This window comes from Lyngbya sp. PCC 8106 (assembly GCF_000169095.1).
GTDB lineage: Bacteria > Cyanobacteriota > Cyanobacteriia > Cyanobacteriales > Microcoleaceae > Capilliphycus.
In genome coordinates this window covers 234,259-261,200 of sequence record NZ_AAVU01000002.1, presented here as the reverse complement: position 1 = coordinate 261,200, position 26,942 = coordinate 234,259, and the positions used below count along the sequence as shown (strand labels likewise).

The window sequence follows — 26,942 nt, the reverse complement described above, 5'->3', positions numbered from 1 at the left end:
CTTTTTTCGGAATCTTCCGTCGGAGTCGGGCCGTCGTTGGTATAATCTGAAGATATTTTTGATGAGTAGTGTCAGCGCACCCCGTGCCAAGCGATCGCCCAAGTCCGGATAGCGCAATTTGTGAGGAGATCTAAATTTATGCACATACTGGGAATTTCAGCCTATTATCACGATAGTGCAGCCGCTCTAGTCCGAGATGGAGAGATTATCGCCGCCGCCCAAGAAGAACGATTTTCCCGAAAAAAGCACGATTCCCGCTTTCCTGAACACGCGATCCGCTACTGTTTACAACAAGCCAATATTACCCTTTTTGATATTGATCATATTGTTTTCTACGATAAGCCTTTAGTCAAGTTTGAACGACTCCTCGAAACTTACCTCAGCTATGCCCCGAATGGGTTTCGTTCGTTTATAATGGCGATGCCTGTTTGGTTGAAAGAAAAACTTTACCTCAAAACTGTATTAAAAAAAGAATTTTCCAATTTACTCGGTGTTAAACGGGCCAAACTGCCGAAATTGATGTTTTCTGAACATCATCAGTCTCACGCGGCTTCTGCCTATTTTCCCAGTCCTTTTGAAAAGGCGGCGGTTTTGTGTCTCGATGGTGTGGGGGAATGGGCGACAACAACTGTCTGGTTAGGTGAAGGTAATACTCTGACTCCGCAGTGGGAAATTGACTTTCCTCATTCGTTGGGTTTGTTGTATTCTGCCTTTACTTACTATACGGGATTTAAAGTCAATTCGGGCGAGTACAAACTCATGGGGTTGGCGCCTTATGGTCAGCCCAAATATGTTGATACAATTCTCACCCATTTAATTGATTTAAAAGACGATGGCACGTTTCGGTTGAATATGGATTATTTCAACTACACCGTCGGCTTAACGATGACGAATAAAAAGTTTGATCAACTGTTTGCAGGGCCGCCTCGTAAGCCGGAAACAAAACTCACTCAACGAGAAATGGATATCGCCGCTTCGATACAAGTTGTCACCGAAGAAGTGGTTTTACGGTTATCAAGAACGGTTCAAAAAGAACTGAATGTTGATTATCTTTGTATGGCGGGAGGGGTAGCGTTAAATTGTGTCGCTAACGGTCGTATTTTGCGCGAAGGGCCGTTTAAAGACATTTGGATTCAACCCGCAGCCGGAGACGCAGGAGGGGCGTTAGGGGCGGCTTTGGCGGTGTGGTATCAATATCACAATCAACCTCGAACGGTGGAAGCGGAGAAAGTGTTCGCGGAAGTTGCTGCAACTGTAGAAACTCCCCCAGTTCAAAACTCTAAAATTGCCACTTTAGAACCCAAATCAAAAGCTATTCCCGCTCCCAAAGATCGGATGAAAGGGGCTTATTTAGGGCCAAGATTTAGTGATGAGGAAATTCAACTTTATCTTGATTCGATTAACGCGGCTTATGTGCGATTAGAAGATGCTCAATTAATGCCCCGTTTGGCGGAAATTTTAGACGAAGGAAACGTTGTTGGGTGGTTTCAAGGTCGGATGGAATTTGGGCCGCGATCGTTGGGTGGACGTTCAATTATTGGCGATTCCCGCAACTCTAAAATGCAGTCGGTGATGAACTTAAAGATTAAATATCGGGAATCTTTTCGACCCTTTGCACCGTCAGTTTTAGCCGAACGAGTGTCTGATTATTTTGAGATGAATTCCCCGAGTCCTTATATGTTGTTAGTGGCGCCAATTCAAGAAAATCTTCGCATTTCTATGACGACTGAACAACAACAATTATTTGGAATTGATCAACTCAAAGTTCCGCGTTCAGAAATTCCAGCTATTACTCATGTCGATTATTCTGCACGGGTACAAACGGTTCATAAAGACACAAATCCTCGCTATCATAATCTCATTTCCCACTTTGAAAAACGAACCGGATGTGGTGTGATTGTCAATACTTCGTTTAACGTGCGAGGTGAACCCATTGTTTGTACACCAGAAGATGCTTATCGCTGTTTTATGCGAACCGAGATGGATTATTTAGTATTAGAAAACTATCTTCTCGCTAAATCTGACCAAACGCCCTGGGAAAAAGATGAGTCTTGGAAACAGGAATTTGAGTTAGATTAATTTGAATCCCCCGATCATTCCGCGCCCCCGTGACCCCGCCCCCGTGACCCCCAACATTGGGGGTAAATGGGGAAAAAGAGGAACTTTGAACTCTAATTCCCCCCAGAATTGGGGGGCTAGGGGGGCGCATAATTGGGGGGCTAGGGGGGATAAAATGGAGCTTAATGAGACAATTTCAGCTTAGTTTTGTACACTCAATCAACAAAAAATGGATCACGATATTCCCAAGCTTGACAAAAAAGGTTTACGAGAGTTCGGACTAACAACAGGTGCAATTTTTGCGGGGTTGTTTGGGTTTCTACTTCCTCTCGTTTTTCGACACTGGCCTCCTCCGCTATGGCCCTGGATATTGGGGTCAATTTTGGCGGTGTGGGCGTTGATTATACCCGGTACCCTTGATCCGATTTATCACGGTTGGATGCGGGTTGGTTTGGTTTTAAGCTGGATTAATACGCGGATTATCCTGGGGATGGTGTTTTACGTTATGATGACACCGATGGCATTGATGAAACGAATTTTCGGTAGTGATGCCATGCAACGGGGATTGAACCCAAATATCTCAACCTATCGGGTTGGAAGTCAAGTTAGAAATCGTGAAAGTATGGAGCGTCCTTTCTAGTGTTTGAAGCAACATTAGACTTTTTAAAAGATTTGTGGGCGTTTATGAAAGAACGCAAAAAGTATTGGTTATTGCCTCTGATTATTACTTTGGTTTTGTTGGGGGCGTTGATTGTTCTCTCTCAAGGTTCTGCGATCGCTCCGTTTATTTATACGTTGTTCTAAATTTAAACAAATTGAAGACGGAAGCGATAAAAAACTAAGAAGTATTCTTGTAGAGATGTGCCAAAGTACGTCTCTACAGAGCTTTATTTTTGTGAATATAAACAGAGGAGAATGGGTAAACGCAAGGCTTGGATATTAAATCTAGGTTTAACACTGGGAAGTGTTTTTTTTGGCGTATTCATTGGAGAAATTGGTTTGCGTTTAGCGGGAATTGAAGGGTTAAAAAAGTTACCTCAACCGGGTCATGGTAATTTTTCGCCTTCTTTTTATACGATGTCTCATCCTGATTTGGGCTGGACAAATCGACCGGGGGCTTCGGGTTGGTGGCGGCAGGAAGGAGAAGCTTATATTAAGATTAATATTGAGGGGTTACGAGATGAGATTTACCCAAAAACAAAGGGAAAAGATACCGTTAGAATTGCTGTTTTAGGGGATTCTTTTACGTTGGCGGTGCAGGTTGACGTTGAACAAACGTACTGGTCTACCATCGAAAAAGAATTACAAAATTGTGCCGAGTTGCAAGGAAAAAAAGTAGAAGTGATGAATTTTGGGGTGGATGGTTATGGTACCGCCCAAGAATTATTAATGTTACGTGAAAAGGTGTGGGATTATAACCCAGATATTGTGATTCTTTCCTTTTTTATTGGCAATGATATAATTGATAATTCAGCACAACTTGAAAGTAATCATTATCGACCGTTTTTTGTATATAAAGATGGGGAATTAGTGCCGGATTATTCCTTTAGAAACTTATCGCTTGAACATAGCGATCGCTATTGGATTACGGCTGTTGATCGACTACCAAGCGGGTTGGTTAATCATTCGAGAATTTTACAAGTTGCTAAAAAAGCCGAACGAGATTTAAAGCAAAAAAATTTACTTCAACATTTAAACAAACTTAATGCTAAAAACTTTCGAGAACCCACCGATCCAGTTTGGCAAGAAGCTTGGAATATTACTGAAGATTTAATCACTCTAATGAATCAGGAAGTTCAACAAAAAAATGCCGAATTTTTATTAGTAACTATTGCTGATCCGATGCAAGTTCATCCGAATCCAGCTTTTCGTCAATCGTTTATGGATACTTATCAAATTGAAGATCTATTTTACCCTGATAAACGACTCCAAAAATTGAGCGATCGCGAAGGTTTTCCCGTCTTAAACTTAGCTGAACCGTTTCAAACCTATTCAGAAGAAAATCAAGTCTGTTTACATGGATTTGAAAAAGCAGTTCCTTGTGCGGGACATTGGAACCCAGACGGACATCAATTTGCCGGAAAATTAATTGCAAATCAGTTATGTCAACAGGTGAAAAAATGACCAAGAACCTTAAACCTTTAATCATTAATTTAGGCTTAGTTTGTGGAAGTTTTATCTTGGCAATTTTTATCGGTGAAATCGGTTTACGGGTAGCGGGAATTGAGGCACCATTACCGCCCGATCCTGAGTCAGAAACCCTCGCTTATCGAGTTGATGATCCCGATCGCGGTTGGGCGCCTCGGGCGAATGCGGTGACGGTTTGGGCGGGGGAAGGGGAAAGAACCGGAGTTCAGATGAATAGTAGCGGAATGCGTGATCAAGAACGAACTGTGAATAAGCCTGAAAATACCTATCGAATTGCGTTTTTAGGAGACTCATTTGTTGAAGCAATTCATGTTCCGTTAGAATATACCGCAGCAGCAATTATGGAAGACAAATTAGCTGAATGTTCGGTGTTAAATGGGAAGAATGTTGAGGTTTTAAATTTTGGAGTTCAGGGTTATGGTACCGCCCAAGAATTGATGACATTACGCCATCATGTTTGGCAATTTTCGCCGGATTTAGTCTTGTTAGGTTTTTATCCAGGCAATGATATCCGTAATAATTATAAACCTTTAGAACATGATCATTTTCGTCCTTACTTTACCTTAGAAAATGGCGAATGGGTGATTGATAATTCTTTTCAAGATTTAACCCAATTAGAACGGGATTACTATTCAACTTCTAGACTCGATTATTTACCCCGTTGGTTGTTAGAAAATTCTCGGATTTTACAACTGATTCGACAAGCGGAAGCGACAGCAAAACAGCGTCAATTTGAACAAGATTACGAACAAACGAATATCAATTTCTACAAAGAACCCCCCGATGAAAATTGGGAAGAAGCTTGGAAAATTACAGAAGGATTAATTACGTTAATTCAGGATGAAGTTAAACAGCAAGGTGTTGATTTTATGGTGTTTACGATTAGTGATTCTTATCAAGTTCATCCCCAACCGGATAAACGCCAAGAGTTCATGGAAAAATACGATATTCAAGATTTATTTTACCCCGACAAGCGTATTCAAGCGTTAGGTGAACGAGAAGATTTTACTGTGTTTAGATTAGCTGAACCTCTACAAAAAGTAGCAGAAGAAAAAGGCGAGTGTTTGCATGGTTTTGAGAATGCGTTTCCCTGTGAAGGTCATTGGAATCGAGACGGAAATCGAGTTGCTGCTGAGTTAATGTCGAATCAAATTTGTCAGCAAATTACATCTCAGCAACAGGTAAAAAAGCAAAATAAAACACCCTGATTTTTGATTAATTTTTATCATATCAAAGCATGAAAAAATTACCCGTTATCAAACAAATAAAACCTTGGCTAACTGTGGGGTTTGTTAACTTAGTTATGTTGTTTTTTTTAACAGAAGCCGTATTATTTGTATTTCTTTGGATTACTGAAAAACGCATTATTTATTTACCCCAAAAATTAGTTAAACCCAATCAAGAATCTTTGATTTTTACAAAATTATCTCAAAAAACATTAAACAATGAATCTATTCTTGTTCGCTTTCATCCCTTTTTTGGTTATGTTCTGAAACCGGGAGTCTATAACCATGAACTTTCCGGCTTAAAAGTGAATAATTACGGATTTTTCTCGCCTTATGATTATCCTTATACAAAGACTCATTCTAATCAAGTTATTATTGGTATTTTTGGAGGGTCAGTTGCGAGTGATTTTAGTGTCAATGAAATTATTGATCCTTCTCATCCTCGAACTTTGATTCAGAAACTCCAATCTTTACCGCAGTTTGAGGACAAAGAAATTATTGTTTTGAACTTTGCGAATGGTGGATACAAACAACCCCAACAACTGTTGATTTTAAGTTATTTTTTGTCTCTGGGTCAAGAGTTTGATTTAGTGATTAATATTGATGGTTTTAATGAACTGGCGTTATCTCCTTTAAATAACCAGGCTAAACTAGATTTGACAATGCCAAGTTTTCAACATTTTCAACCGTTAATGAGTTTAGTAAATGCGGATTTATCGGCGATTATTTCAATGGGAGAAATGATCAAAACCAAACAAAAACTAACACAGGTAAACAAACAATTAAATCAATGTCAACTTGCTTGGTGTTATGCAATAAATCAGCTAAAAATAAAATATTTATCTAAAACTTATCAGCAGCAAGTCAGCGATTTTGATCGCCATCAAATCCAGAAGCAATCCACAGCAATTCATTCTGAAAAAAGTCTAATTGCGTTATCTAAAAAATCAGAAGCTTTAGAAGATGAAGTTGCGGTTAATCAAGCCGTCAATAACTGGTTTGAATCTTCTCTGATGATGTCTCATTTACTTTCAATGCGTCAGATTCCCTATTTTCATGTGATTCAACCTAATCAACATTACCCAACTGAACGGACTTTTTCATCAGCAGAAAAGCAAATGATTTGGGAGAGTCCCTATCATCAAGCTGCTCGAAAGAGCTATCCAGTTTTGATTTCAAAAGCTGAACAAATGCAAAAATATGGTATAAACCTATTCAATGCTGTTAAAATTTTAGATGAGACTTCCGAAACGGTTTATCGAGATAGTTGTTGTCATTACAATCAACTTGGACAGGATATCCTAACTGATTATGTCGCTCAGTCAATTATAAGAACTTTTCATCCCTAAAAAATCTCGGCTCAGTTTTGATGATCTCTAAATATTACCCAAAAAAAGATAAACAATGAAAAAATTTAACGTTAAATTTATTCAAGAAGGATTCAAGCTAACAGTTATTAACCTAGTGCTTTTATTTGTATTTCTCGAACTGGGTTCTTTAGCGTTCTACTTGATTAGAAATAAACAGTTTTTTTATACCCGTGAAAAGTCAGAAAATTATCAAGATTTGGGGATTAATTTAGAAGGAGTTCGAGTCGGAGGAGAATCGATTGTTGAACGTTTACATCCTTTTTTTGGGTTCGTTCAAAAACCTGGCCCCGATTTTCGACCGGGTTTTAAGTATAATAATTATGGGTTTATTACTCCCTATGATTATCCCTTCCAAAAAACAAATGACAATCAAGTTATTGTTGGAGTTTTTGGAGGTTCTGTTGCTTCTAACTACTCAATTTATGAGGTCAAAAGTAAGCTTTTAGAAAGAATACTTCAGCAAGTCCCCGAATACAAAGACAAAGAAATTATTATTTTATCTTTTGCAATTGGTGGATATAAACAACCCCAACAATTATTAATTTTAAACTATATGTTGGCTCGGGGTCAAAAGTTTGATTTGATTATTAATATTGATGGTTTTAATGAAGTAGCTTTGTCGAATCTTAACAATCAACGCCAACTCGATTTAGCCATGCCGAGTCCCGCTCATATCGAACCTTTAACCGGACTTGCAAATAATAGTTTATCTGATAAAGCCCTAAGAACGCTGCTAGAAATCAAAGAAAATAAAGAACAGTTAAGTGATAACCTTGAAACATTACAAGACTGTAAACTTGCATCCTGTAATGCCATCATGTCAGTTTATGTTCAAACATTAGTTAAAAACTATCGAGAAAATCTCCAAAGATTTGAGAGATATAGAAATAAACCCCTAGATGAAGATCAAGAAAGTGTGATTTTCTTTTATAATCAAGATTCTGTTTTACCGGATGCTGTATTTTTTGAACAGGTGGCTGATTATTGGGCGAAAACCTCTATATTAATGCACCAAGTTGCAGCCGCTAACAATATTCCCTATTTTCACTTTTTTCAACCTAATCAGTATTGGAAAACGAATCGAAAATTTAGTGAAGCTGAAAAGAAAATTGCTTTCAGTGAGGCGAGTCCCTACGATAAAGGAGTAAAAATTGGCTATCCTTTGTTAATTGAACAAATTGATGAGTTGAAAGCAAATAATGTTAATATTTTTAATGCTCTAAATATTTTTGATCAGGTCGATGAACCTGTTTATGGAGATAACTGCTGTCACTATAATGCCAGGGGCGAGGAGATTTTTTCAACTTATATTGGACGTTCAATTGTGGAGACGTTAACGGATAAATCTTTTGAGAATAAAACCCAAAATTAATAAGATAAACAAATTCAAAAATATATTCCACTTATCTTTGTGTTAACATTTGATATATACTGAATATATTATTATTTGAGATGAAAGATCTGGGGCAAAGTTTATCAAACCAGTTAGAACTGATTGTTGAGCGATGGGTAAAAGCTGTTCATCACGATGGAGAAATAGATAGTGCTAAACAGCTTGCATATCAAGCGGTCAAGAATAGTCTACCCGAGGTTCTTGCTGAAGTTGCAAAGCTACTTTCACGACAACAATGTGGTGATTATGAGCAACTAGAAGAAAAGAGTTTACATCATGGATTTGTACGAGCTGAACAGGGATATGATACAGCAGAAATCATGCGAGAATATCGCCTCCTAAGAATGATTATTTTAGATGTTTTACATCCAGATTTCCGCACAGGTTCAGTTGATGAGGTACTACAAGCTATTAAAATTCTAGATGGTGTTTTAGATACAATAATTGTCAATAGCATAGAAAGTTATATTGATGCCAGGCTCAATGAACTCAAACAAATGCAAGGTCAATTAACATTAACAAATCAAGAGCTAACTCGCCTTCTTCAAGTACAAAAAGATAACCTTGCTTACCTGGCTCACGAACTTAAAACACCTCTGAATTCAATTATTGGTTATTCTGATTTATTAATTCGAGAACAACAAAAACGCTTAAAGTCTCAAGATAAAGTTACAGCCACTAACCTAGATTCAATTGAACGGGTACTTCGGAATGGACGACTGCTTTTAAAGATTATTAATGATGCGTTAGAAATCTCTCGTTATGATCAGGGTGGTATGCAACTTAACTTAGAAAGAACTAATGTGGGTTCTTTGATTCAAGAAATCGTAGAAGAAGGATTACAACCCCAAGCTCAAGCTAAAAAACTTGAAATTTTTATAGATATTAAACTTGCTCCCTTACAAGTTCTTACTGATCCACTTCGTATCCAACAACTGGTTAGTAATTTAGTTAGTAATGCTATTAAGTATACAAAAAAAGGAAATATTAAAGTAATTTGTCAGCAACTTAATCAGCAAGAATGGTCTATCATAGTTTCCGATACAGGAATTGGGATTTCTGAAGAAAATAAAGTTAATATTTTTGCATCCTATTTTCAAGTTGATCCTATTAAAAATCCTCTAGAAAGTGTAGGCTTAGGACTGGCAATTGTGAGTAGAATTGTGAGATTATTTCAAGGAGAAGTTCAGGTAAAATCAACAGTAGGAGAAGGATCTATTTTTACAGTTACATTACCTTTTATTCCAGAAAATAACTAATTTTGTCTTCAAGGTTTGAGGAACAACAATTGACACATCAAACCGTCTATTTTAGTGAAATGATACCAAATTATTTTAATTGATTGGGGTATTTTTCTAATATATTTTGAAATAAAACTTCTGCGGCGAGTTGATTTCCCGCAATATTCCAGTGAGTATCGTTGGGTTTGTAGAGTTGGGTTTGAGAAGATGCCGCAACAAACTCATCCATCAAATCAATGTATTCAATATTGTTTTCTTGAAACGTTTCCTGTAACATTCGGTTAGGAAGTCGAAAATCTAACTTATCAGGATCATCTGAATCAAACATTTTGACTATTTTTGATTGCAATTCTTGATTAACTTGAACTTCATCAGGAATAATCACAACCACTAACTTAATATTGCGATAGTCGCAGATTTCCTGGATTTTGAGAATATCACTCACCGCATCTTTTACATATCCCTCAAAGATGTCATCTGCTGGATTTTTAACGAACATATTACTTTTATTTTTGGTATCATTGAGGTAAAACTCATCATTGTGGGTTGGTGCATCGTCAACGTATGTTAAACTATTACTGGGATTAAAAACTAAGCCTTCGTATTGGGTTTGAAGTTTAATCAGCGATCGCACAAAAGAAATCACATAAAATTTATCCCCTTGTCGTTCTTTTGCTTTGAATTGATTATCCATAAAATCATTGCCAATATAAAAGGAAAGTAACACCATATCCGGTTGAACTTCTAACCCTTCATTGACTAACAACGATAAATAATCTTTTGGCCCCATTCCGGGAATTCCCATATTAATCAATTCAATTTTTTGATTATTTTGATTAAGTTTTTCTTCTAATACTGTGAGATAATTGTATTGATAGGGAACAATTCCAAAGCTGAAAGAATCCCCAATTCCAATAATTCGATAAACTCCGTCGGGTTTTTCGGTTGTAAATTCGACATCTTTAAATCCTTTGGAATTTAAGGTAAAGTCAAAATCCTGAGAATTAGGTTTTCCTCGCCAACGGTTGTAGGAACGATCTGTAAAGAGGAAGGTTGGGTTAATTTTGTGGTAAATTCTAAAGGTAATTTCTGATAAAATTAACGTGATTGTGGTGATAATTAAGGTTTGGAGAAAGAAGGATTTAACTTGTTTGAGTTTAAGCATTTTGATGTAAATTATTTTAAATAAAGTTATTTGGAAGCGGAAGGTTTCACTAAAGACTGAAAATAATTATCCGTCTTTTTCCGCAAATTTTCAAACAAAATCTCAGCCGCGAGTTGATTTCCCGCAGAATTCCAATGGGGTTCTTGAAGGAGATAGAGATGTTGTTTTTGTTGTTCGGTTTTAAATGGTTCTAAAAAGTCAATATAAGGAATATTTTTGGCTTCTAGATGTTGTTTGAGGATATTTTGCATACAGTTAATTTGATAATCTTGGGGATCAAGTTCAAACTGATTAACAACTTGATTAAATAACTTTGGGTTCACCTGAAACTCATCGGGATAAATAGCGACAATAAACTGAATATTCTTCTCTTTTAGAATTCGATTCATTTCAGAAATACTCTGGAGAATATAGTTAATATTTGTATCTCTTTTTCCTTCTGCTAAGTCCTGTTTTCGGCAAAAACTCAAGCGACTTTTCTCAACTTCTAAAAACGTTTCTAAGGAAAGAATACCCGGAGACTGTTCAACCGGAGGGCGAGAATTTTGACCCAACAGTTGAGGACTGGAAGAAGCAATTAACGTTTCCCCAGACTCTAACGCTTGTTGAGATTTTGCGGCTTCTTGAAAGATTTTATACTTTTGTTGGATAAATAGCCATAATCTCGACTGTCCGATAATGGGATAACCAAAGATAACCAATTCTTCCCGTTTATCAATATCAATATAAATATCATTGACAATAATTCGCTTACGGTTAGGGTCAGCATCAATAAAATCATTTCCCACAAAAAACCCCAAAACCACTAAATCTGGATGATATTGCAAACCAAACTTTTTCAACATCTCCAACTGTTCTCCCGTGTGGGTTCCCGGATAACCTGTGTTAATCACTTCAACTTGATTAATACCATAATATTCGGTAAATTCATTCTCTAATAAAGCCGTGTAATTTCCCTCTTTTCCCCCCGCCCAATTAAAAGAATCACTAACCACTAACATCCGAAATTTTCCCGCTTCCCTGTCTAACGAATAATCTTGATCATTAAAACCAAATTGATTATTTCCATTGGCATAGGGACGGATTTTAAAGCCCAAATCTTGATCATATTGATACAACCCTTTAAACAAATAAGGTTCTAAGACAATCATCAAGACTTCTACTAAAAACAAAGGAACAACCGTCCAACAAAACAGTAAAATTAAAGCTTGACGAATCTGTTTAAATGAAACTGAATTGAGGGATTTTAACATAAACTTCAAGATATCAAAGACTGTAGATTTTCTACGATAGCAATCTTAAATCAGACTATCTACGGCTGTAAATTAGTGGGCATTCGGTCTACAATAATCGGCATCACCAACACTTTATCCACCCGATTTCCATCCATATCAACCACCTCAATTCTTAACCCATTCCATTCAAAATGATCGGCAACTGAAGGAATTCGACTCAAATGAGTAATCACAAAACCCCCGACTGTATGATAACTACCCCGTGACGGTTGGGCAAACCTTTCTAATTTAAACAATTTAAAAAAGTCCTCAACCGCCAACATTCCATCCAATAACCAAGACCCATCTTCGCGCTGAATCACTTGCGGTTCATCCAAATGATCAACAGCGGGAATATCACCAACCAATTCTAACAAAATATCATTCAATGTTACTAACCCTTGAATCACTCCATATTCATCCACAATTATTCCAAGATGGGTTCCGGTTTGTTTGAACATTTCCAAAATTTTTAACACCGAAGTGCTTTCGGGAACAAACAAAGGACGTCGCAACGGACGAGTTAAATCTAGGGGATGATTTAATAAGGTTTGAGATAATAAATCCGTCACCCGGACAAACCCCAATACATTATCTAAACCCCCCTGACAAACTAACACTCTAGTATAAGAACTATTATTCAGTTTGTGGCGATTTTGTTCGGGAGTTTCTTCTAAATCCAACCAAACCACTTCTGGGCGAGGCGTCATCAAATCATGCACCGGACGATCCCCCAATTGAAACACCCGATCTACAATATTTTGTTCTGCTTCTTCGACAATACCCGATTGTGTACCTTGTTCGATTAATACCTTAATTTCTTCTTCGGTAACTTGGGGTTCATTGGGAACTTCACTGCCCAATAAATGTAAAATAAACTCAGTCGAACTACTCAGCAAATACACCACCGGAGAGGCGACCGTAGATAAACATTTCATCGGTTTAGCAACCATTGTAGCAATCCGTTCAGGGTGATTTAAGGCTAACCGTTTCGGGACTAATTCCCCTAAAATCAAAGACAAATAAGCAATAAAACAAACCACAATTCCCAAACTAATTGCCTCACTATACGGTGCCAAAACAGAAATTTTATCCAGTTTTCCAGCGAGTTTCTCCGCTAACGTTGTCCCCCCAAACGCCCCGGCTAAAATCCCAATTAACGTAATCCCCACTTGAACCGTCGATAAAAAGCGATTCGGTGTATTCGCCAATTCTAGGGCGGTGTGGGCTTTTTGGTTTCCCGCATTCGCTAACTGTTGCAAACGCACCCGACGAGATGAGACAATAGCAATCTCAGACATGGCAAATACACCATTCGCCAAAACCAACAACAGTAAAATTAAAATTTCATTAAAGACCGCAAGCATTTGATAATTCCCCAATAACAAATCGCTAAATTCTCTAAAATGGTAAGAACGACAACACCATTCCTGAAGCATCTATGACATTTTCTGCGATTGTTCGGGCGACTGCGCGATCGCCGTTGACCCGCGAACTCCTGACCAAACTCAATCAACATCAATCACTTTACCTTAACGGGGTTTCCCGCTTACCGAAAGGATTGGTCGCCTCCGCCCTGGCCCAAGAAGCCGGACTGAATTTATTTGTGGTGACGGCGACTCTCGAAGAAGCCGGGCGCTGGTCAGCCCAACTCGAAGCAATGGGTTGGTCGTTGGTTCATTTTTATCCGACGTCGGAAGGTTCGCCCTATGACCCGTCTAACTCGGAGGAAATGATTTGGGGACAAATGCAGGTACTCGCAGATTTAGTCAACCCCGACGCCCGTGAAAAAAGTGCAGAAAATGGGAAAATTGCGATAGTCGCCACGGAACGATCGCTACAACCCCATCTTCCCCCTGTCGAAGCCTTTAAACCCTATTGTCTGACTCTCAAACAAGGAACAACTCAAGACTCCAAACAACTCGACGAACAACTGGCGACTCTCGGTTATGAACGAGTTTCATTAGTGGAAACTGAAGGTCAATGGAGTCGTCGCGGTGATATTGTTGATATTTTTCCCGTTGCCGCAGAACTCCCCGTGCGGTTAGAATGGTTTGGGGATGAACTCGAACGGATTCGCGAATTTGACCCGACAACGCAGCGATCGCTAGATAAAATCCCTCAATTAGTTCTCACCCCCACCGATTTTACCCCTTGGGGAATAGGTACAGAAAACTGGAAAATTGACCAACCCGCCTCATTACTCGACTATTTATCCGAACTGACTTTAGTTGCTGTTGATGAACCCGATCAATGTGCAGCCCATGGCGATCGCTGGTATGATCACATCGAACAGAGTTTATCGGAAGAAAGCACTTCAAACCCATATCCCAAACTCCATCGTCCGTTTAGCGACTCTTTAGCTGATATTTCCGCCCACTTTGATCGCCTCTATCTGTCTGAACTCACCGAAGTTAACCCCTCTCCCCTGGTTGCAGGTTCGCCCAGTCTCAACCTGTCGAGTCGCCCCGTCCCCATTACACCTCATCAATTTGCCAAACTCGCCGATCTGATCCGCCAAGAACGAAATCGTCATTTTTCGATCTTTCTGGTTTCAGCCCAACCTAGTCGATCTGTGGCTCTCCTCTCTGAACACGACTGTCCATCCAAATTTGTTCCCAACCCCCGCGACTATCCCGCCATTGATGGGTTAATCAAAGATACCCCTGTCGCCCTCAAATATACCGGACTGGCTGAACTCGAAGGCTTTATTTTACCGACTTTGCGGGTCGTTGTCATTACTGATCGAGAGTTTTATGGTCAACATTCCCTGGCGACTCCTAGCTACATCCGCAAACGGCGTCGGGCGGCGTCTAAACAAGTTGACCCCAATAAACTCCGTCCAGGAGATTATGTGGTTCATCGTCAGCATGGAATTGGCAAGTTTTTAAAGTTAGAAAGTCTCACCATTAATAACGAAACACGAGATTATTTAGTCGTTCAATATGGCGATGGGTTGTTGCGAGTTGCAGCCGATCAAGTGGGAACATTATCAAGGTTTAGAAGTACAGGCGCGAAAGTTCCTCAACTGAATAAACTCTCCGGGAAATCTTGGGAGAAAACCAAAAATAAAGTTCAAAAAGCGATTAAAAAGTTGGCGGTTGATTTGCTGAAACTTTACGCCCAACGCGCCCAACAAACGGGTTATAACTATCCCATCGATACACCTTGGCAACAGGAACTCGAAGATTCTTTCCCCTATCAACCGACTCCCGATCAACTCAAGTCAACCCAAGACGTTAAACGGGATATGGAAGCCGAACGTCCGATGGATCGTTTAGTTTGTGGAGATGTCGGGTTTGGGAAAACAGAAGTCGGAATTCGGGCAATATTTAAAGCTGTTACAGCCGGAAAACAGGTAGCATTTCTCGCCCCAACTACCATTTTAACTCAACAACATTATCACACTCTCAAAGAACGATTTGCCCCCTATCCGATAGAAATTGCATTATTAAACCGTTTCCGAACTACTAGCGAAAAAAGAGAGATTCAACAACGCTTAACAACAGGCGAAATTGATATTATTGTCGGTACCCATTCCATTCTCAGCAAAACCATTCAATTCAAAGATTTAGGATTATTAGTAGTAGACGAAGAACAACGATTTGGAGTTAATCAAAAGGAAAAAATTAAAACCCTCAAAACTCATGTAGACGTTCTCACCCTAACCGCTACGCCTATTCCCCGAACTTTATATATGGCGCTGTCAGGTATCCGAGAAATGAGTTTGATTACCACACCCCCGCCCTCTCGTCGCCCGATTAAAACCCATTTATCTCCCTACAATGACGAAACCATTCGCACCGCTATTCGTCAAGAATTAGATCGCGGCGGACAGGTTTTTTATGTCGTTCCTCGAATCGAAGGAATTGAGGAAAAATCGTCTAAAATTCGCGAAATGGTGCCGAGTGCGAGGATAGCAGTCGCTCATGGACAAATGAATGCGGCCGAATTAGAATCAATTATGCTTACTTTTAATGCTGGAGAAGCGGAAATATTAGTCTGTACAACGATTATTGAATCGGGGTTAGATATTCCTCGGGTGAATACTATTTTAATCGAAGATGCTCATCGGTTTGGTTTAGCGCAATTGTATCAGTTAAGAGGTCGAGTTGGGCGATCGGGAGTACAAGCCCATGCGTGGTTATTTTACCCGGTAAATGCAGATGGAAGGGCGGCTTTATCTGACGACGCCCGCAAACGGTTAAGGGCAATTCAAGAGTTTACCCAGTTAGGTTCCGGTTATCAACTGGCGATGAGAGACTTAGAAATTCGCGGCGCGGGTGATATACTCGGGGCAGAACAATCGGGTCAAATGGATGTGATCGGATTTGATTTGTATACGGAGATGTTGGAAGAATCCATTCGAGAAATTAAAGGTCAAGAAATCCCGCAAGTTGATGATACTCAAATTGATCTGAATCTGACTGCTTTTATTCCTTCTGATTATATTCCTGATATTGATCAAAAGATGAGTGCTTATCGAGAAGTTGCTTCTTGTAGTAGTCGAGATGAATTAGCAAGATTAGAAGAAGATTGGTGCGATCGCTATGGCCCAATACCCACACCCGCCCAACAGTTAATTCGGGTGATGGAACTCAAGCAAATTGCTAAGAAACTGGGCTTTTCTCGGATCAAACCTGATACCGAAAGCAAACAACATATTCTCCTCGAAACCCCGATGGAGGAACCCGCTTGGAATTTACTCAAGGAAAAGCTACCCTCTCATCTTCATTCTCGGTTTGTCTACAGCAAAGGAAAAGTCACCGTCAGGGGTTTGGGGGTGATGAATGCGACGAAGCAATTGGAATCTTTAATTGAATGGTTCGATAAAATGCAGGATGTTCTCAGTGAGAAGCAAGAGGAAGTGTTGACCGTCGGTTGATTTTCTGGTTTTTGGGAGTTGGGGGTAGACAAAATGCGATCGCTGTTTTATGATGTCTGTAGTTAGATTTTTCGTGAACCGAAGCGGAGGCAAAAACCCCAGGGGGTTGACGAAAAACGCCAGAACCTAGACAAATAAATAGTTTCACAGTTTCAATCTTTGGGAAACAAGCCGGAGTCAGGAAATTTTGAAGCCTGAAATGAACCTAATTTTTGGGTTCACGAAAACTGCTTCTAGAATTCCCTCCCAGACTCAGTTTCAATCGGCGGACTTTCCAAAGCAAAATTCCCCGCAAGGGGATTGAAACGTACATAGAATAAAATAACAATGATTAGGAGGATTTTCTTTCCAAAGCAAAATTCCCCGCAAGGGGATTGAAACGTGATGATTTATTCGAGTTTAATTATTCTGAAGCTAACTTTCCAAAGCAAAATTCCCCGCAAGGGGATTGAAACCCTGATAGCTAGCTGTTTAGTGTAGCACTTTTGACTTTCCAAAGCAAAATTCCCCGCAAGGGGATTGAAACTTTGGTTGTTCTTTAAGCTGAAAAAATTTATTGTTCCATGCTTTCCAAAGCAAAATTCCCCGCAAGGGGATTGAAACATAGACTTTAAAAATCTCCTCCCTTATATATGGGATGTCGAATCTTTCCAAAGCAAAATTCCCCGCAAGGGGATTGAAACTCTTCTGTCAGGCATTAGATACCGATCAGGGTGAACTTTCCAAAGCTAAATTCCCCGCAAGGGGATTGAAACTACTTCAATTCTATAAGAGTCTCTTTTTTGAAACCCCTTTCCAAAGCTAAATTCCCCGCAAGGGGATTGAAACTACTATCTTTCTCAGGATAAAATTTAACTGTAACTAATCCTTCTTTCCAAAGCAAAATTCCCCGCAAGGGGATTGAAACCAATTTGTACCCATCTATTCCTTTAAAGAAGTAATCGACTTTCCAAAGCAAAATTCCCCGCAAGGGGATTGAAACCAGCCACCACAGTTTTCAGAACCTTTTTTCAGGGTGCAAGCCTTGCACCCCTACAGATATTTATTTTAAACTTGTGGGTAACGCATTCCAAAACGGTTGTTGTGAACCCTCACGAGTTGTATTAGTTCCAGTATACAAATCCCCCTTTAGTTCCTGATAATAACTATCATCAAGGAAATTCACATTTAACCCCGCTACAACCAACCGTCTTTTAAAATCTTCCTGAGCATAATCTCGCCCATCAATTAACGCTCCCCGAGGATTGGGTGCCAACAATTCCCCATTCACAGAAACGACATTAATTAAGTTCGGCCACCAAGCATATCCACTATACCCAAATAATACCGGAACTTCCACTATTTGATCCTCATCGAGATTCAATTCTCGCTTCAGTTTCTTTAACAACGGATCAATTTTTTCTCGCTGTAACTGTAAATTATGCTGAACCAATAACCGATTATTCAAAGCCGCCCTGACGGTTGTTTGGGTACTCAAACCCCGATTAATCGCCGCCCCTTCATAGCCCTTTTCACCCAGTTCTTCGATTAGTTCAACCCCCGCTTTTGGGCTAACAATTAACAACAACGGTTCACCCGTTTGACTGGGAATAAAATTAATAATTTCACTCACATGACGAACCATTAACCAAGACGTATCAATCTCAATCGGTGGCCCTTGAACCTGCTGCGCTTTCAGAAATTCTACCACATTGGGATGTAACGTTTCTTCTTCGGCTTTCCCATAATAAATCCGCCCCATCGGATAATTTGAAAGGGGAGGAGTCACTTCTAAATTACTATACCAATCTAACCCTTGATTTAAGACATCAAGCGAACGAGGTTCACCCACTTCAAATGAGCCAAAATTACGATTCATTAACGATTGAGCATAATCATCACTTTCCCCGGAACGATTGCCTTGTAACGCCACTGGATAGCTTTTTAACGTATTTTCACCGGGGAATTGTACATAACCAATTTCGGTTGTATCTTGCATCCAGGCTGTCTCACCTTGAGTCACTTTTGTCGTCGCGCCACTGGGTTCAACCACTTGTTTCACCTGTGTGATAAACTCTCGATTAGCACCGCGATCGCTAACATGAACTTCAGACACCGCAGCAGTATTAGGCGACATCATCCAAGGTGCAACCCCAATTTGAATACTATCAGAAGCAATCTCTTGATTCTCTCGACGAGCAACTGCTGTTAACCGAACTAAACCCGTCCAATTTTGATCGGCAAATTGTTTGGCTTCTACCCCTAAAATAATATCTTGATTAAAGATTAAAGCCTTTTCGCCCGTTAAATCTACCGGAACCCAACCCCCGGCTGTTTTTTGAAAGATATTGACAAACGGTTCAGCTTGAGTATCAGTTTGAATAAAAATCTCTGATCCTTGGTATTCTGGGGAAACTTTAAAATGAACTTCAGCTAAATCTTCACTGTCGTATTTCCCATTCACAATCTGATCTTTCCAATCTGGAAAACCATCGCGATCGTCATCATCATTATTAAACAACATTAGCGGCCCGCTTGACAATGACCACTGAGTAGGGCGCACTTCATCTGCTTCTGAAATCACCCCATCTCGGTTGGTGTCGGCGTACATTTCAAACCCCGGAAATTGAGGAACATCCACCGAATATTGAGAGTCTTTTTGAGGGGTGGGTTGATCTTTAGTTTCTGACTGAACAATTGCCCGTTCATAGGTGGCGATCGCTAAATAGCCTTGATATTCTACAATCTTTTCAATGGCTTGTTGAGTCAGAAAAGTCTCAGAGGGAATTTGTCGCAGCGTATCAATTGCTTGTACCCAAAGATTTTGGGCAGTTTCCCAGTCGGGTGGAGTTTCTTTTCCGGTAGCTACCGCAAGTGAAGCCAGTTGAGTCACTTGTTCCCAAAGTTTGGCGGCTTCTTCTTCGCGTTGAATACGGATTTCTGTTTGACGCAATGCCCGCAGTCGAGTTTGATATTGTTGGAGTTGAAGTTCATACTCCCAAGCTTCCAAACTTGAGACATCGGGAGAACCTGAAACTTTTTCTAAGTCGGCTTTGAGTTGATCACGCAGTCGATATAAATCCTCTAAAGATTGGGGAGTTGGGAGTTGGGAGGGGGTAATATTAAACTCTGGAGAGACAACTTCTGAGGGTTCGTCGTAGAGGCTAGACTCATCAATTCTGTATTCAATCTCAGGAGTATTAGGAGACGATTGAGCCAATACCAATTGAGGCATCGGAACCAAGATAATTCCGACTACAACTCCAACTGTATTGATCAATGCTACAGCAACGTATCGCATCCAACTCATATCGTATCCTCAAACGTTGAGATTTTGATTGTACTAAAAGATAATACCGCGATTGAGCAAGATTGAATAGAGGAGGCGGAGAATTAACTTATTTGCTGCAACCGCCAAATTTTAATCGTATTATCACTTCCCCCACTGACTAACAGTTTACCGTTATTGGCGATCGCAATCGTGTTAAAATCTTGATTGTGAGCCATCAAAGTTTCTAAAATCCGACCTGTTTTTACCTCCCATAATTTTAGGGTACTATCATAGCTGCTACTGATCAAAGTCTTACCGTCGAATGCGATCGCCAGTTCAGAAATTGACCCCAAATTTCCAGTGAGAGTTTGAGGACGTTTGTACTGATCAGGTGTCAGAATAAAATTGTTTGATTGCACAGAGAGATTGTTTGCCTTAGTGTTCGTCAACCGCCAAGTCGGTTTTACCAAAACTTCCTTGATCGAGTAATTTTAGAAGACGATATTTTTCAAAAAAAAAGCAGAAAAACATTGAATTATTCTTGTTCATTCTGCTTTTCCCTACCGATAAAATTACAGATGAACAAATCCATATTCAGTAAAATCGATGTTAAAAATCCGAGAACAACTAACAAAAACTTTAGTTAGCGATCGCTCGCAGTAAAACATCAGTTAAACTCATTTCTTCCATATCTTCAAACGTCACGGTATTACAAATATCATATTTCGCTCCTGCCATTTGCAATTCTCGATCTAAAACCTTAAAAAACTGAGTCACTCCAGCATCATCTCCAACTTGAATTAATTCTATCCCCAATTCCTCATCTCGATTGAGTTGATTAGCCGCATTAATTGCAATTTGTTTGACAGCTTCCGCCCCTTCGATTTCGCCTCCAGTGATAATCAGAATCATTTCGCCATTGGGTTTAGAAATCTCCATCGCCCGTCGTTCAAAATAATCATCAGTCGCATCTTTCAAAACGGCTGCTAAATTCGCACGTCCAATCGGTTCATGATGTTTAAAAATCTGAGTGACTCGCTCAGAAGTAACCTTATCGTACCGTTTAAATTGGTCAGAAAACAAATAAACAGTAATTCCATCTGGGTCAAAATGTTCACAGAGAGTTGCTAACGCCAGAGTAGACTCTTGGATCATTTCCCAACGACGTTTTTGTTCAAAACGATCAAAAATCGACATACTCTGACTCTGATCAATGATCAAAGTATAGTCACGCTGCTGTAAAACCGATCCCCCTTCCAACAAAACATCCATGAGTTTAACCTCTAAATAAAGAATAGAATTTTACCCTTAACGCGATTAGGAATCGAGACTAAAACCTAAATAATTAGGCAATCGTGAGATATATCAGTTATAATGAAATAGGCTTTGATACTCTGGAAAAGATAACCTCAGTCGGCTTACATAGGCTCTAAATTAGATGTATGGCTTTCCATACGAGAGTGTAAAGGTATACAAATTAACCTAGAAATATCCCTCGACTGTTTAACTTTTTGTTACGTTTATAGCATTCTCTGTAAAAACGAGAAATGCTAAAATTCAATTAACCGACTCAGTTGTAGTGCCAAGTTACGCTCAACTGAGGAAACAATTCACAGGGTATCCAAGTCTGTCGTTGGTATAACTGCGATAGCGGATGCTTCACATGAAAACTAGCCCTCCCAAACAACAAGGGACTCAAACTTTACAAAGCGAGAAGCGCCCCCGTCCATTGATTTTAGCATTGATGTTGACTGGGGTATTGGCAATGGAAGCCTACCCAGCTTTTCTCAAAACAGCAGTTGAGAGTGCTGGTGTACTCGTTTCTCCTTCCTCTGCATCAGTGGCTAGCACAAGTCACTTAGTTTCTTCTCAATCTGACTCATCTGTTCTTGAGCAACCGATCAATCAGATTGATCCCAAAGCTGATCTTAAAGCTGATCTGATCGATCAAAGCGAAAGTTCAGCTTGTCAATCCTCTCCAACTTGTAGTTCTCCCCAAAAACCTTCAATATATAAAGTCTTACCGAGTGCTTTATTCGGGAGTCACGTCCACAAACCGACAACCAAAACTCCCGTTGAACTTCAGGTCAAGCTGGTCAACTATGATCTTCATAGCCAAGCTCAACCACCTGATCAAATTAACTCATTACCTCAAGCGGTTGCAGAAGCCGTGCGCCAAAATGTATCGAAACAGACGGGAATTTCTCCAGAAAAATTAACAATTACCGATGTTGAGCGTCAAACCTGGCCAAACTCTTGTTTAGGACTAGCTGAATCGGAGGAATTTTGTGGTCAAATGTTAGTGGAAGGATGGCGAGTTGTTCTTTCCAATGGTCGTCAAACTTGGGTTTATCGAACCGACTTCAAAGGACAAGTCCTGCGTCTAGAAGGAAATCAAACGATTTCCAACTTACCCCTTTCAGTCGCCAATACTCTGTTTCAAGATGCAGCAAACCGCTCCGGTTTACCTCATTCTGCCTTACGAATCGTCGAAGCCCAATCTCAAATGTGGCCGGATGGGTGTTTAGGACTGGGTGAACCCGGAAATTTGTGTACACTGGCGTTAGTACCCGGATGGCAAGTTAAAATCGCTAGTGGACGAGAACGTTGGGTCTATCGTACAAATGAATCGGGTTCCTTGATTCGATTCGATCAAAAAGCGAGTCAATTTAAAAATTCAGCGAGTTTGAGACTCCTGAATATTACCGATAGTCAGCTTCTTTCTCCACGAACCCAAAATTGGGTTTGGCAAGCGATTGCTTTTTGTGGGATTACAGATACAACCTATGAAACTTTATTTGGTAAAACCTGTAATGATCAACTCCCCCACAACTCGAAATTATTTTAAATGATCTTGAGTCTGGGTACTCTCAAACGAATAAGATTGAAAATAATTTTATGGCAGATTTAAGTGGAACTTGGCTCGGAACCTATTGGCAACAAGGAGTACCAACTCGCTTTGAAGCCACATTTGTTCAAAGTGGAAATACCCTCAGTGGTAGTATTTTAGATGACAGTGATTTAGGAGAAGCACGTTTGAGCGGTACGGTAACCGGACGAAATGTGAGTTTTACCAAACGCTACTTAATGACATCTTCTAAATCAATCAGCTATGTTGGCACCATCTCAGAGGAAGAAAACTATATCCAAGGACAGTGGGATATTGATACCCGTTTCTCGGGTCCTTGGGAAGCCCATCGTAGTGGAGACAACCTGGTTGCTGAACTCAAAACTCTCAAAAGCGAACCCGTTCCAGAGGCAGTAAGTTGAGGATAATTATTAATCTTGACTCGGATTCAACTCTAATTATTAGTCCTGAACACTCTATTTTCAACAACGATTTCCAAAAAAAATAGTTTCACTCTTTGACATCAACCTCTCTGTCACACTATTCTCGGAGTGGGAATCTGATTAGCTGAGTCGAATTATGGGAATTGAGTTGCTTGAAAATGGGTTATCTGTTCTGGTTTCCCTGACCAAACTGATACTAGAAGCCATTTCAGTTTTTTGTATTATTATTGGTTTGGGATCAACGGTCAAGTTAGTGATTCGTCAGCCTTCGGTATTGCGAGATTTACCTTTTTTTCAATTGCGATTGTGTTTAGGTTCTTGGCTAGCACTCGCCTTAGAATTTCAGTTAGGAGCCGATATTTTAGCCACAACAATTACCCCAAGCCTTCAATCCTTAGCTCGGTTAGGCGCTATCGCCCTGATTCGTACCTTTTTGAACTACTTTCTAAATAAAGAACTCGAAACTGAGCGAGAACTGCAAGAGAAAAGAATTACGAGATAACTCCATTTTATCACTTCAAATTAGAGTATTTAACCCTTAATAACCCCCTGCCTTTAAATATTGTAAAATTCCTTGGGCGATCGCTGAAGCCATACGACTCCGTTGAGCCGGATCAGCCAAAATACTCGCATCATAACTATTGGTCAAAAAACCCACTTCTACCAACGCCGAAGGCATAGAGGTATTTCGCAACACATAAAACCGTGCCTGTTTCACCCCCCGGTTGGTCATGTTGAAATTCGCCAACATACTATTTTGAATGTATCCTGCTAAAGAATAACCCGATTGATAATAAAACGTTTCTAAACCCGTTGCACCCGCCCGATACGCCGCATTTGCGTGAATACTCACAAACAAAGTCGCCCCCAAACGGTTTGCCATCTGCACACGAGGTTCAAGTTCAACTGTGCGATCATCAACACGAGTCATCACCGCACTCACCCCATTTTGCTCTAGAATTTGCGCCACTTGCTGGGAAATCGGCATGACAATATCTTTCTCTCGTAACCCACCAACCCCAACAGCACCCACATCACTCCCGCCATGTCCGGGGTCAATCATCACCACAACCCGTCCTTGAGGAGTTCGAGGGAGAGTGGGCTGACCTGAACCAATGGGTCGAGGCGGAAACGGTAGGGGACGACGAGAAGGGGGAGATTGACGGGGTGGTAAAAGCGGTCTAGGACTTCTTGAAGGTGTTCTAGTGTTCGTAGGCGGTTGAGGCGAGGGTTGAGAAGGCGGAGGAACAGGCGGAACAGAAGCCAAATTCATCCCCATCGGAAAGATCAGCTGTTCGGCGCCATTTTGGCTTGGTTGTCCAATTTTCACCCGAGTTGCGGGTTCCACCAAAAGGGTAAAAGTTTCGGGGTCTTCTTGACGAATTCGGGTAGACAGAATCGGGCCACCGATTTCTCGTTGAGGGAGTTGAATATTTTCCGGGAGTTTAGCCGCGAAAAAAGTAATCCCATAGGCGCCGGTTTCTCGATCCCAACCGTGAGTGTAGTTTAGGGGTTGATCCGCTTTAATGACAAAATAAGTCTGATTTTGTAGCTCAACTGATTCAATCGTCGCCAAACCTGTAGAAACTTGAATGGCGGGAGGTGTACTGCCTTGGGGCCAAATCGCTACCCCTCCAGCAGAAGGTCGAGCTTCCCAATTTTGACGAGTGTTTGGGGTACTCATTGTCACCCGCACCACTGGCGGCGAGTTTGATAATTGCGTGACTTGGGTAACACTCACCCCATCTTTGCTCACCCGTTGACGAAAGGCGCTTGACTGCGAAGTTAAAGTCGCTCCCAACACATCAACCGTCATCCATGAGCCATCTTGACTGCGCTTAAATTCGATCTGGGGCATTTGCCCCCCAGTATGCAGCACAATTCCGTCATCGCGAACTTCCACATCATCAACCGAAGTTTGGCTAGTTGTCGGTCGAGGTTGAACAGCAGTCTGTGTCGAAGGAGAGGGAGTCGGATAATTTTGGCGGTTAACGTTGACTGAACGACTGGCTGTTGGGGCGCTTGTGGAGGTTGGGCCACCAATCGCTTGCGGAGAAGGAAGCTGTACTGTCCACTCTGTCGGAGAAATCCCCCGAAACTGAACCATTTGGGGATCAAGGGTGTATCCATCAGCGAGTTCAACGACTATACGAGCGGTTTGAGCATCGAACTGACCTAGCCGAATTTCTCGAATGGCTCCCCCAAATGACTGTTTGCGAGTGACGCTTCCCAGTGTTGTTCCAGGTAAATCAATCACTAAACGAGTTGGGTTGGAGAGTAGAGAAGCTGTGGGTTGTACTCCTCCTTGGGTTGTAAAGGAGAGTCGATTCTGCGAAGCTTCATATCGCCAGTATTGCAGTTGAGCGGCTTCTGCCGGAGAGACGAATAAAAATAGACTGACTAAACTGGGGAATATCCAGCGCAGCAATAGTGTTTTTCCCATGCCTAACACAGTGAGGAGGTCGAACGAATCTTAAGAAGTCTATACTTAGCCATAAGCTAAAGAATCATATCACAGATTATGTCTTCTGACAGAGGGGATCTATAACGGATCACCTGAGTCGAAAATAAATCTGTATCAATTGAATCTCCACAATGATCTACTGAAATTGTATGCTGGAGAGTGAACTTGCTAGAATAACACAAGTTCCTAGAGAGAGATATCTTGGACATTATGGATATCTGTATCGAGTAGTCATTACTTCACTGTTCAATCAATGATTTGTTATTCCCATACGGCTTGTTATCGGTCAAATCAGCAAAATTGAACCAGTTTTTTTATTTTCTAGAGATCGTCAGGTTGATTGCAGAAGGAGGTCACGTTGAGTCTCAATTCTAAGCTGAGATTAACAAATCGATTGGAGTTTTGTGGTCAGGCAAAACCCCCATTCCCTCAAACAGAGGAGATGTTTTATTATTTTGCCTATGGTTCTTGTATGTGTCCGGTAGACTTACAGCGAACCATGGGAGAATCAACCTATCAATATGTGATGGGGCCTGCTATTCTAGAAGGGTATCGACTTGGTTTTTATCGGCGATCGCAACGTCGAAATTGTGGGGCGCTGGATGTCGTAAAAGACCCTAATTCTTCGGTGGAAGGGGTTCTTTATCAGCTTCCTCAACGGATGATTCATTTACTCGATGAACGCGAAGAAGTTCGTTTTGATACTCATCAAGGAATTCACATCGGTGGCTATCAACCTGAACGGATTGAAGTTTATTATTTGAATGAATTATACACGAATGTTCGCACCTATACTGTCATCAATAAGTTGCCGGAAGAACTCGCTCCCAATGATTGGTATTTTAACGTGGTTTTACGGGGTGCGGTGACTTGTGGACTCACTCAAGAATACTGCTGGAAATTGTTTGAACATATGCACAAACTTCAACAGCAGGAACTTCAATCCCCTTGGTTACGTTCAGCATAAATTGTTCAGTGAAGTAATGAGTCAGCACCCCGCTCTAAAGAGCAGGGGCCGAAGCGCCTCTCTCTTAGATAGCTGACCAGCCTAAGTCTTTGGACTACGTTTTTAGAGTTATGACACCTACAAATGCTTGACCGTTTGTAGCCCTGTCGTTAGTTTTTAAACATTCCTACGAGGGGTAAGAAAGTGCAGCTAGCCGAACAAGCTTTAAAA

At 40.6% G+C, this 26,942-nt stretch carries 20 protein-coding genes and 1 CRISPR repeat array; of the genes, 13 read left to right on the top strand and 7 right to left on the bottom strand.

All coding sequences use genetic code 11. The annotated features are described in order from the left end of the window. Positions 1-138 precede the first annotated feature (138 nt). From L8106_RS02230 to L8106_RS02195, 8 genes are all read left to right on the top strand, one after another. Positions 139-2,079 (top strand): carbamoyltransferase, encoded by a 1,941-nt coding sequence (locus L8106_RS02230; RefSeq protein ID WP_009782544.1) that lies wholly within the window; start codon positions 139-141, stop codon positions 2,077-2,079. A 208-nt stretch (positions 2,080-2,287) separates the two neighbouring features. Further along, complete coding sequence (locus L8106_RS02220; protein ID WP_009782542.1) at positions 2,288-2,698, top strand: SxtJ family membrane protein; 411 nt, start codon at positions 2,288-2,290, stop codon at positions 2,696-2,698. Continuing rightward, complete coding sequence (locus L8106_RS32730) at positions 2,698-2,862, top strand: DUF5989 family protein (protein WP_009782541.1); 165 nt, start codon at positions 2,698-2,700, stop codon at positions 2,860-2,862. The genes L8106_RS02220 and L8106_RS32730 overlap by 1 nt, the downstream gene beginning before the upstream one ends. A gap of 111 nt (positions 2,863-2,973) precedes the next feature. Further along, the gene (locus L8106_RS02215) at positions 2,974-4,182 is read left to right on the top strand and encodes an SGNH/GDSL hydrolase family protein (RefSeq protein WP_009782540.1); all 1,209 of its coding nucleotides are present in this window, start codon (positions 2,974-2,976) and stop codon (positions 4,180-4,182) included. Continuing rightward, positions 4,179-5,414, top strand: a complete 1,236-nt coding sequence (locus tag L8106_RS02210; RefSeq protein ID WP_071941362.1) for an SGNH/GDSL hydrolase family protein — start codon at positions 4,179-4,181, stop codon at positions 5,412-5,414. The genes L8106_RS02215 and L8106_RS02210 overlap by 4 nt, the downstream gene beginning before the upstream one ends. Positions 5,415-5,443: 29 nt before the next feature. Then, on the top strand, positions 5,444-6,781 hold the full coding sequence (locus L8106_RS02205; protein ID WP_009782538.1) for a hypothetical protein: 1,338 nt from the start codon (positions 5,444-5,446) through the stop codon (positions 6,779-6,781). 55 nt (positions 6,782-6,836) lie between these two features. Next, the gene (locus tag L8106_RS02200) at positions 6,837-8,174 is read left to right on the top strand and encodes a hypothetical protein (RefSeq protein WP_009782537.1); all 1,338 of its coding nucleotides are present in this window, start codon (positions 6,837-6,839) and stop codon (positions 8,172-8,174) included. 80 nt (positions 8,175-8,254) lie between these two features. Further along, positions 8,255-9,454, top strand: coding sequence for a sensor histidine kinase (locus L8106_RS02195; RefSeq protein WP_009782536.1), 1,200 nt, complete (start codon positions 8,255-8,257; stop codon positions 9,452-9,454). 70 nt (positions 9,455-9,524) lie between these two features. Here the strand turns inward: L8106_RS02195 and L8106_RS02190 are convergent, their stop codons facing one another. The 3 genes from L8106_RS02190 to L8106_RS02180 are packed head-to-tail and all read right to left on the bottom strand — an operon-like array spanning position 9,525 to position 13,242. Next, the gene (locus L8106_RS02190) at positions 9,525-10,601 is read right to left on the bottom strand and encodes an SGNH/GDSL hydrolase family protein (protein WP_009782535.1); all 1,077 of its coding nucleotides are present in this window, start codon (positions 10,599-10,601) and stop codon (positions 9,525-9,527) included. 26 nt (positions 10,602-10,627) lie between these two features. After that, positions 10,628-11,854 carry a GDSL-type esterase/lipase family protein gene (locus tag L8106_RS02185; protein WP_009782534.1) on the bottom strand — a complete coding sequence of 409 codons (1,227 nt, stop codon included), beginning with the start codon at positions 11,852-11,854 and terminating at the stop codon, positions 10,628-10,630. 59 nt (positions 11,855-11,913) lie between these two features. Continuing rightward, positions 11,914-13,242 (bottom strand): hemolysin family protein, encoded by a 1,329-nt coding sequence (locus L8106_RS02180; RefSeq protein ID WP_039895342.1) that lies wholly within the window; start codon positions 13,240-13,242, stop codon positions 11,914-11,916. 74 nt (positions 13,243-13,316) lie between these two features. On the opposite strand from L8106_RS02180, the gene mfd reads away from it, so the two are divergent. Continuing rightward, positions 13,317-16,760 carry a transcription-repair coupling factor gene (gene mfd, locus L8106_RS02175; RefSeq protein WP_009782532.1) on the top strand — a complete coding sequence of 1,148 codons (3,444 nt, stop codon included), beginning with the start codon at positions 13,317-13,319 and terminating at the stop codon, positions 16,758-16,760. 270 nt (positions 16,761-17,030) lie between these two features. Beyond that, positions 17,031-17,742: a CRISPR direct-repeat array (repeat unit 37 nt; unit sequence CTTTCCAAAGCAAAATTCCCCGCAAGGGGATTGAAAC). 60 nt (positions 17,743-17,802) lie between these two features. On the opposite strand, the gene L8106_RS02170 is transcribed toward mfd, so the two are convergent. From L8106_RS02170 to L8106_RS02160, 3 genes are all read right to left on the bottom strand, one after another. Beyond that, positions 17,803-20,049, bottom strand: coding sequence for a protein-arginine deiminase family protein (locus tag L8106_RS02170; protein WP_009782530.1), 2,247 nt, complete (start codon positions 20,047-20,049; stop codon positions 17,803-17,805). An 83-nt stretch (positions 20,050-20,132) separates the two neighbouring features. Then, positions 20,133-20,429 carry a WD40 repeat domain-containing protein gene (locus L8106_RS02165; RefSeq protein ID WP_009782529.1) on the bottom strand — a complete coding sequence of 99 codons (297 nt, stop codon included), beginning with the start codon at positions 20,427-20,429 and terminating at the stop codon, positions 20,133-20,135. A 220-nt stretch (positions 20,430-20,649) separates the two neighbouring features. Beyond that, positions 20,650-21,282: a VWA domain-containing protein gene (locus L8106_RS02160; RefSeq protein WP_009782527.1), complete on the bottom strand. Its 633-nt coding sequence runs from the start codon at positions 21,280-21,282 to the stop codon at positions 20,650-20,652. Between the two features lie 391 nt (positions 21,283-21,673). Here L8106_RS02160 and L8106_RS29275 point away from each other — a divergent pair, with 391 nt between their 5' ends. The 3 genes from L8106_RS29275 to L8106_RS02145 all read left to right on the top strand — a co-directional run bounded on the left by L8106_RS29275 (position 21,674) and on the right by L8106_RS02145 (position 23,803). Beyond that, a complete protein-coding gene (locus tag L8106_RS29275) occupies positions 21,674-22,858 on the top strand; it encodes a hypothetical protein (protein WP_009782526.1) in 1,185 nt (394 codons plus the stop codon). A 50-nt stretch (positions 22,859-22,908) separates the two neighbouring features. After that, complete coding sequence (locus L8106_RS02150) at positions 22,909-23,280, top strand: hypothetical protein (RefSeq protein WP_009782525.1); 372 nt, start codon at positions 22,909-22,911, stop codon at positions 23,278-23,280. Between the two features lie 157 nt (positions 23,281-23,437). Then, on the top strand, positions 23,438-23,803 hold the full coding sequence (locus tag L8106_RS02145) for a DUF1622 domain-containing protein (RefSeq protein WP_009782524.1): 366 nt from the start codon (positions 23,438-23,440) through the stop codon (positions 23,801-23,803). Between the two features lie 36 nt (positions 23,804-23,839). Here L8106_RS02145 and L8106_RS02140 read toward each other — a convergent pair whose 3' ends face one another. Continuing rightward, complete coding sequence (locus L8106_RS02140; RefSeq protein ID WP_009782523.1) at positions 23,840-25,744, bottom strand: N-acetylmuramoyl-L-alanine amidase; 1,905 nt, start codon at positions 25,742-25,744, stop codon at positions 23,840-23,842. A gap of 463 nt (positions 25,745-26,207) precedes the next feature. Here L8106_RS02140 and L8106_RS02135 point away from each other — a divergent pair, with 463 nt between their 5' ends. Further along, complete coding sequence (locus tag L8106_RS02135) at positions 26,208-26,732, top strand: gamma-glutamylcyclotransferase family protein (RefSeq protein WP_009782522.1); 525 nt, start codon at positions 26,208-26,210, stop codon at positions 26,730-26,732. Positions 26,733-26,942 lie beyond the last annotated feature (210 nt).

Coding starts and splice junctions, on each gene's coding strand:
- L8106_RS02230 (WP_009782544.1), top strand. CDS start 139: ATGCACATACTGGGAATTTCAGCCTATTATCACGATAGTGCAGCCGCT.
- L8106_RS02220 (WP_009782542.1), top strand. CDS start 2,288: ATGGATCACGATATTCCCAAGCTTGACAAAAAAGGTTTACGAGAGTTC.
- L8106_RS02215 (WP_009782540.1), top strand. CDS start 2,974: ATGGGTAAACGCAAGGCTTGGATATTAAATCTAGGTTTAACACTGGGA.
- L8106_RS02210 (WP_071941362.1), top strand. CDS start 4,179: ATGACCAAGAACCTTAAACCTTTAATCATTAATTTAGGCTTAGTTTGT.
- L8106_RS02205 (WP_009782538.1), top strand. CDS start 5,444: ATGAAAAAATTACCCGTTATCAAACAAATAAAACCTTGGCTAACTGTG.
- L8106_RS02200 (WP_009782537.1), top strand. CDS start 6,837: ATGAAAAAATTTAACGTTAAATTTATTCAAGAAGGATTCAAGCTAACA.
- L8106_RS02195 (WP_009782536.1), top strand. CDS start 8,255: ATGAAAGATCTGGGGCAAAGTTTATCAAACCAGTTAGAACTGATTGTT.
- L8106_RS02190 (WP_009782535.1), bottom strand. CDS start 10,601: ATGCTTAAACTCAAACAAGTTAAATCCTTCTTTCTCCAAACCTTAATT.
- L8106_RS02185 (WP_009782534.1), bottom strand. CDS start 11,854: ATGTTAAAATCCCTCAATTCAGTTTCATTTAAACAGATTCGTCAAGCT.
- L8106_RS02180 (WP_039895342.1), bottom strand. CDS start 13,242: ATGCTTGCGGTCTTTAATGAAATTTTAATTTTACTGTTGTTGGTTTTG.
- mfd (WP_009782532.1), top strand. CDS start 13,317: ATGACATTTTCTGCGATTGTTCGGGCGACTGCGCGATCGCCGTTGACC.
- L8106_RS02170 (WP_009782530.1), bottom strand. CDS start 20,049: ATGAGTTGGATGCGATACGTTGCTGTAGCATTGATCAATACAGTTGGA.
- L8106_RS02160 (WP_009782527.1), bottom strand. CDS start 21,282: ATGGATGTTTTGTTGGAAGGGGGATCGGTTTTACAGCAGCGTGACTAT.
- L8106_RS29275 (WP_009782526.1), top strand. CDS start 21,674: ATGAAAACTAGCCCTCCCAAACAACAAGGGACTCAAACTTTACAAAGC.
- L8106_RS02150 (WP_009782525.1), top strand. CDS start 22,909: ATGGCAGATTTAAGTGGAACTTGGCTCGGAACCTATTGGCAACAAGGA.
- L8106_RS02145 (WP_009782524.1), top strand. CDS start 23,438: ATGGGAATTGAGTTGCTTGAAAATGGGTTATCTGTTCTGGTTTCCCTG.
- L8106_RS02140 (WP_009782523.1), bottom strand. CDS start 25,744: ATGGGAAAAACACTATTGCTGCGCTGGATATTCCCCAGTTTAGTCAGT.
- L8106_RS02135 (WP_009782522.1), top strand. CDS start 26,208: ATGTTTTATTATTTTGCCTATGGTTCTTGTATGTGTCCGGTAGACTTA.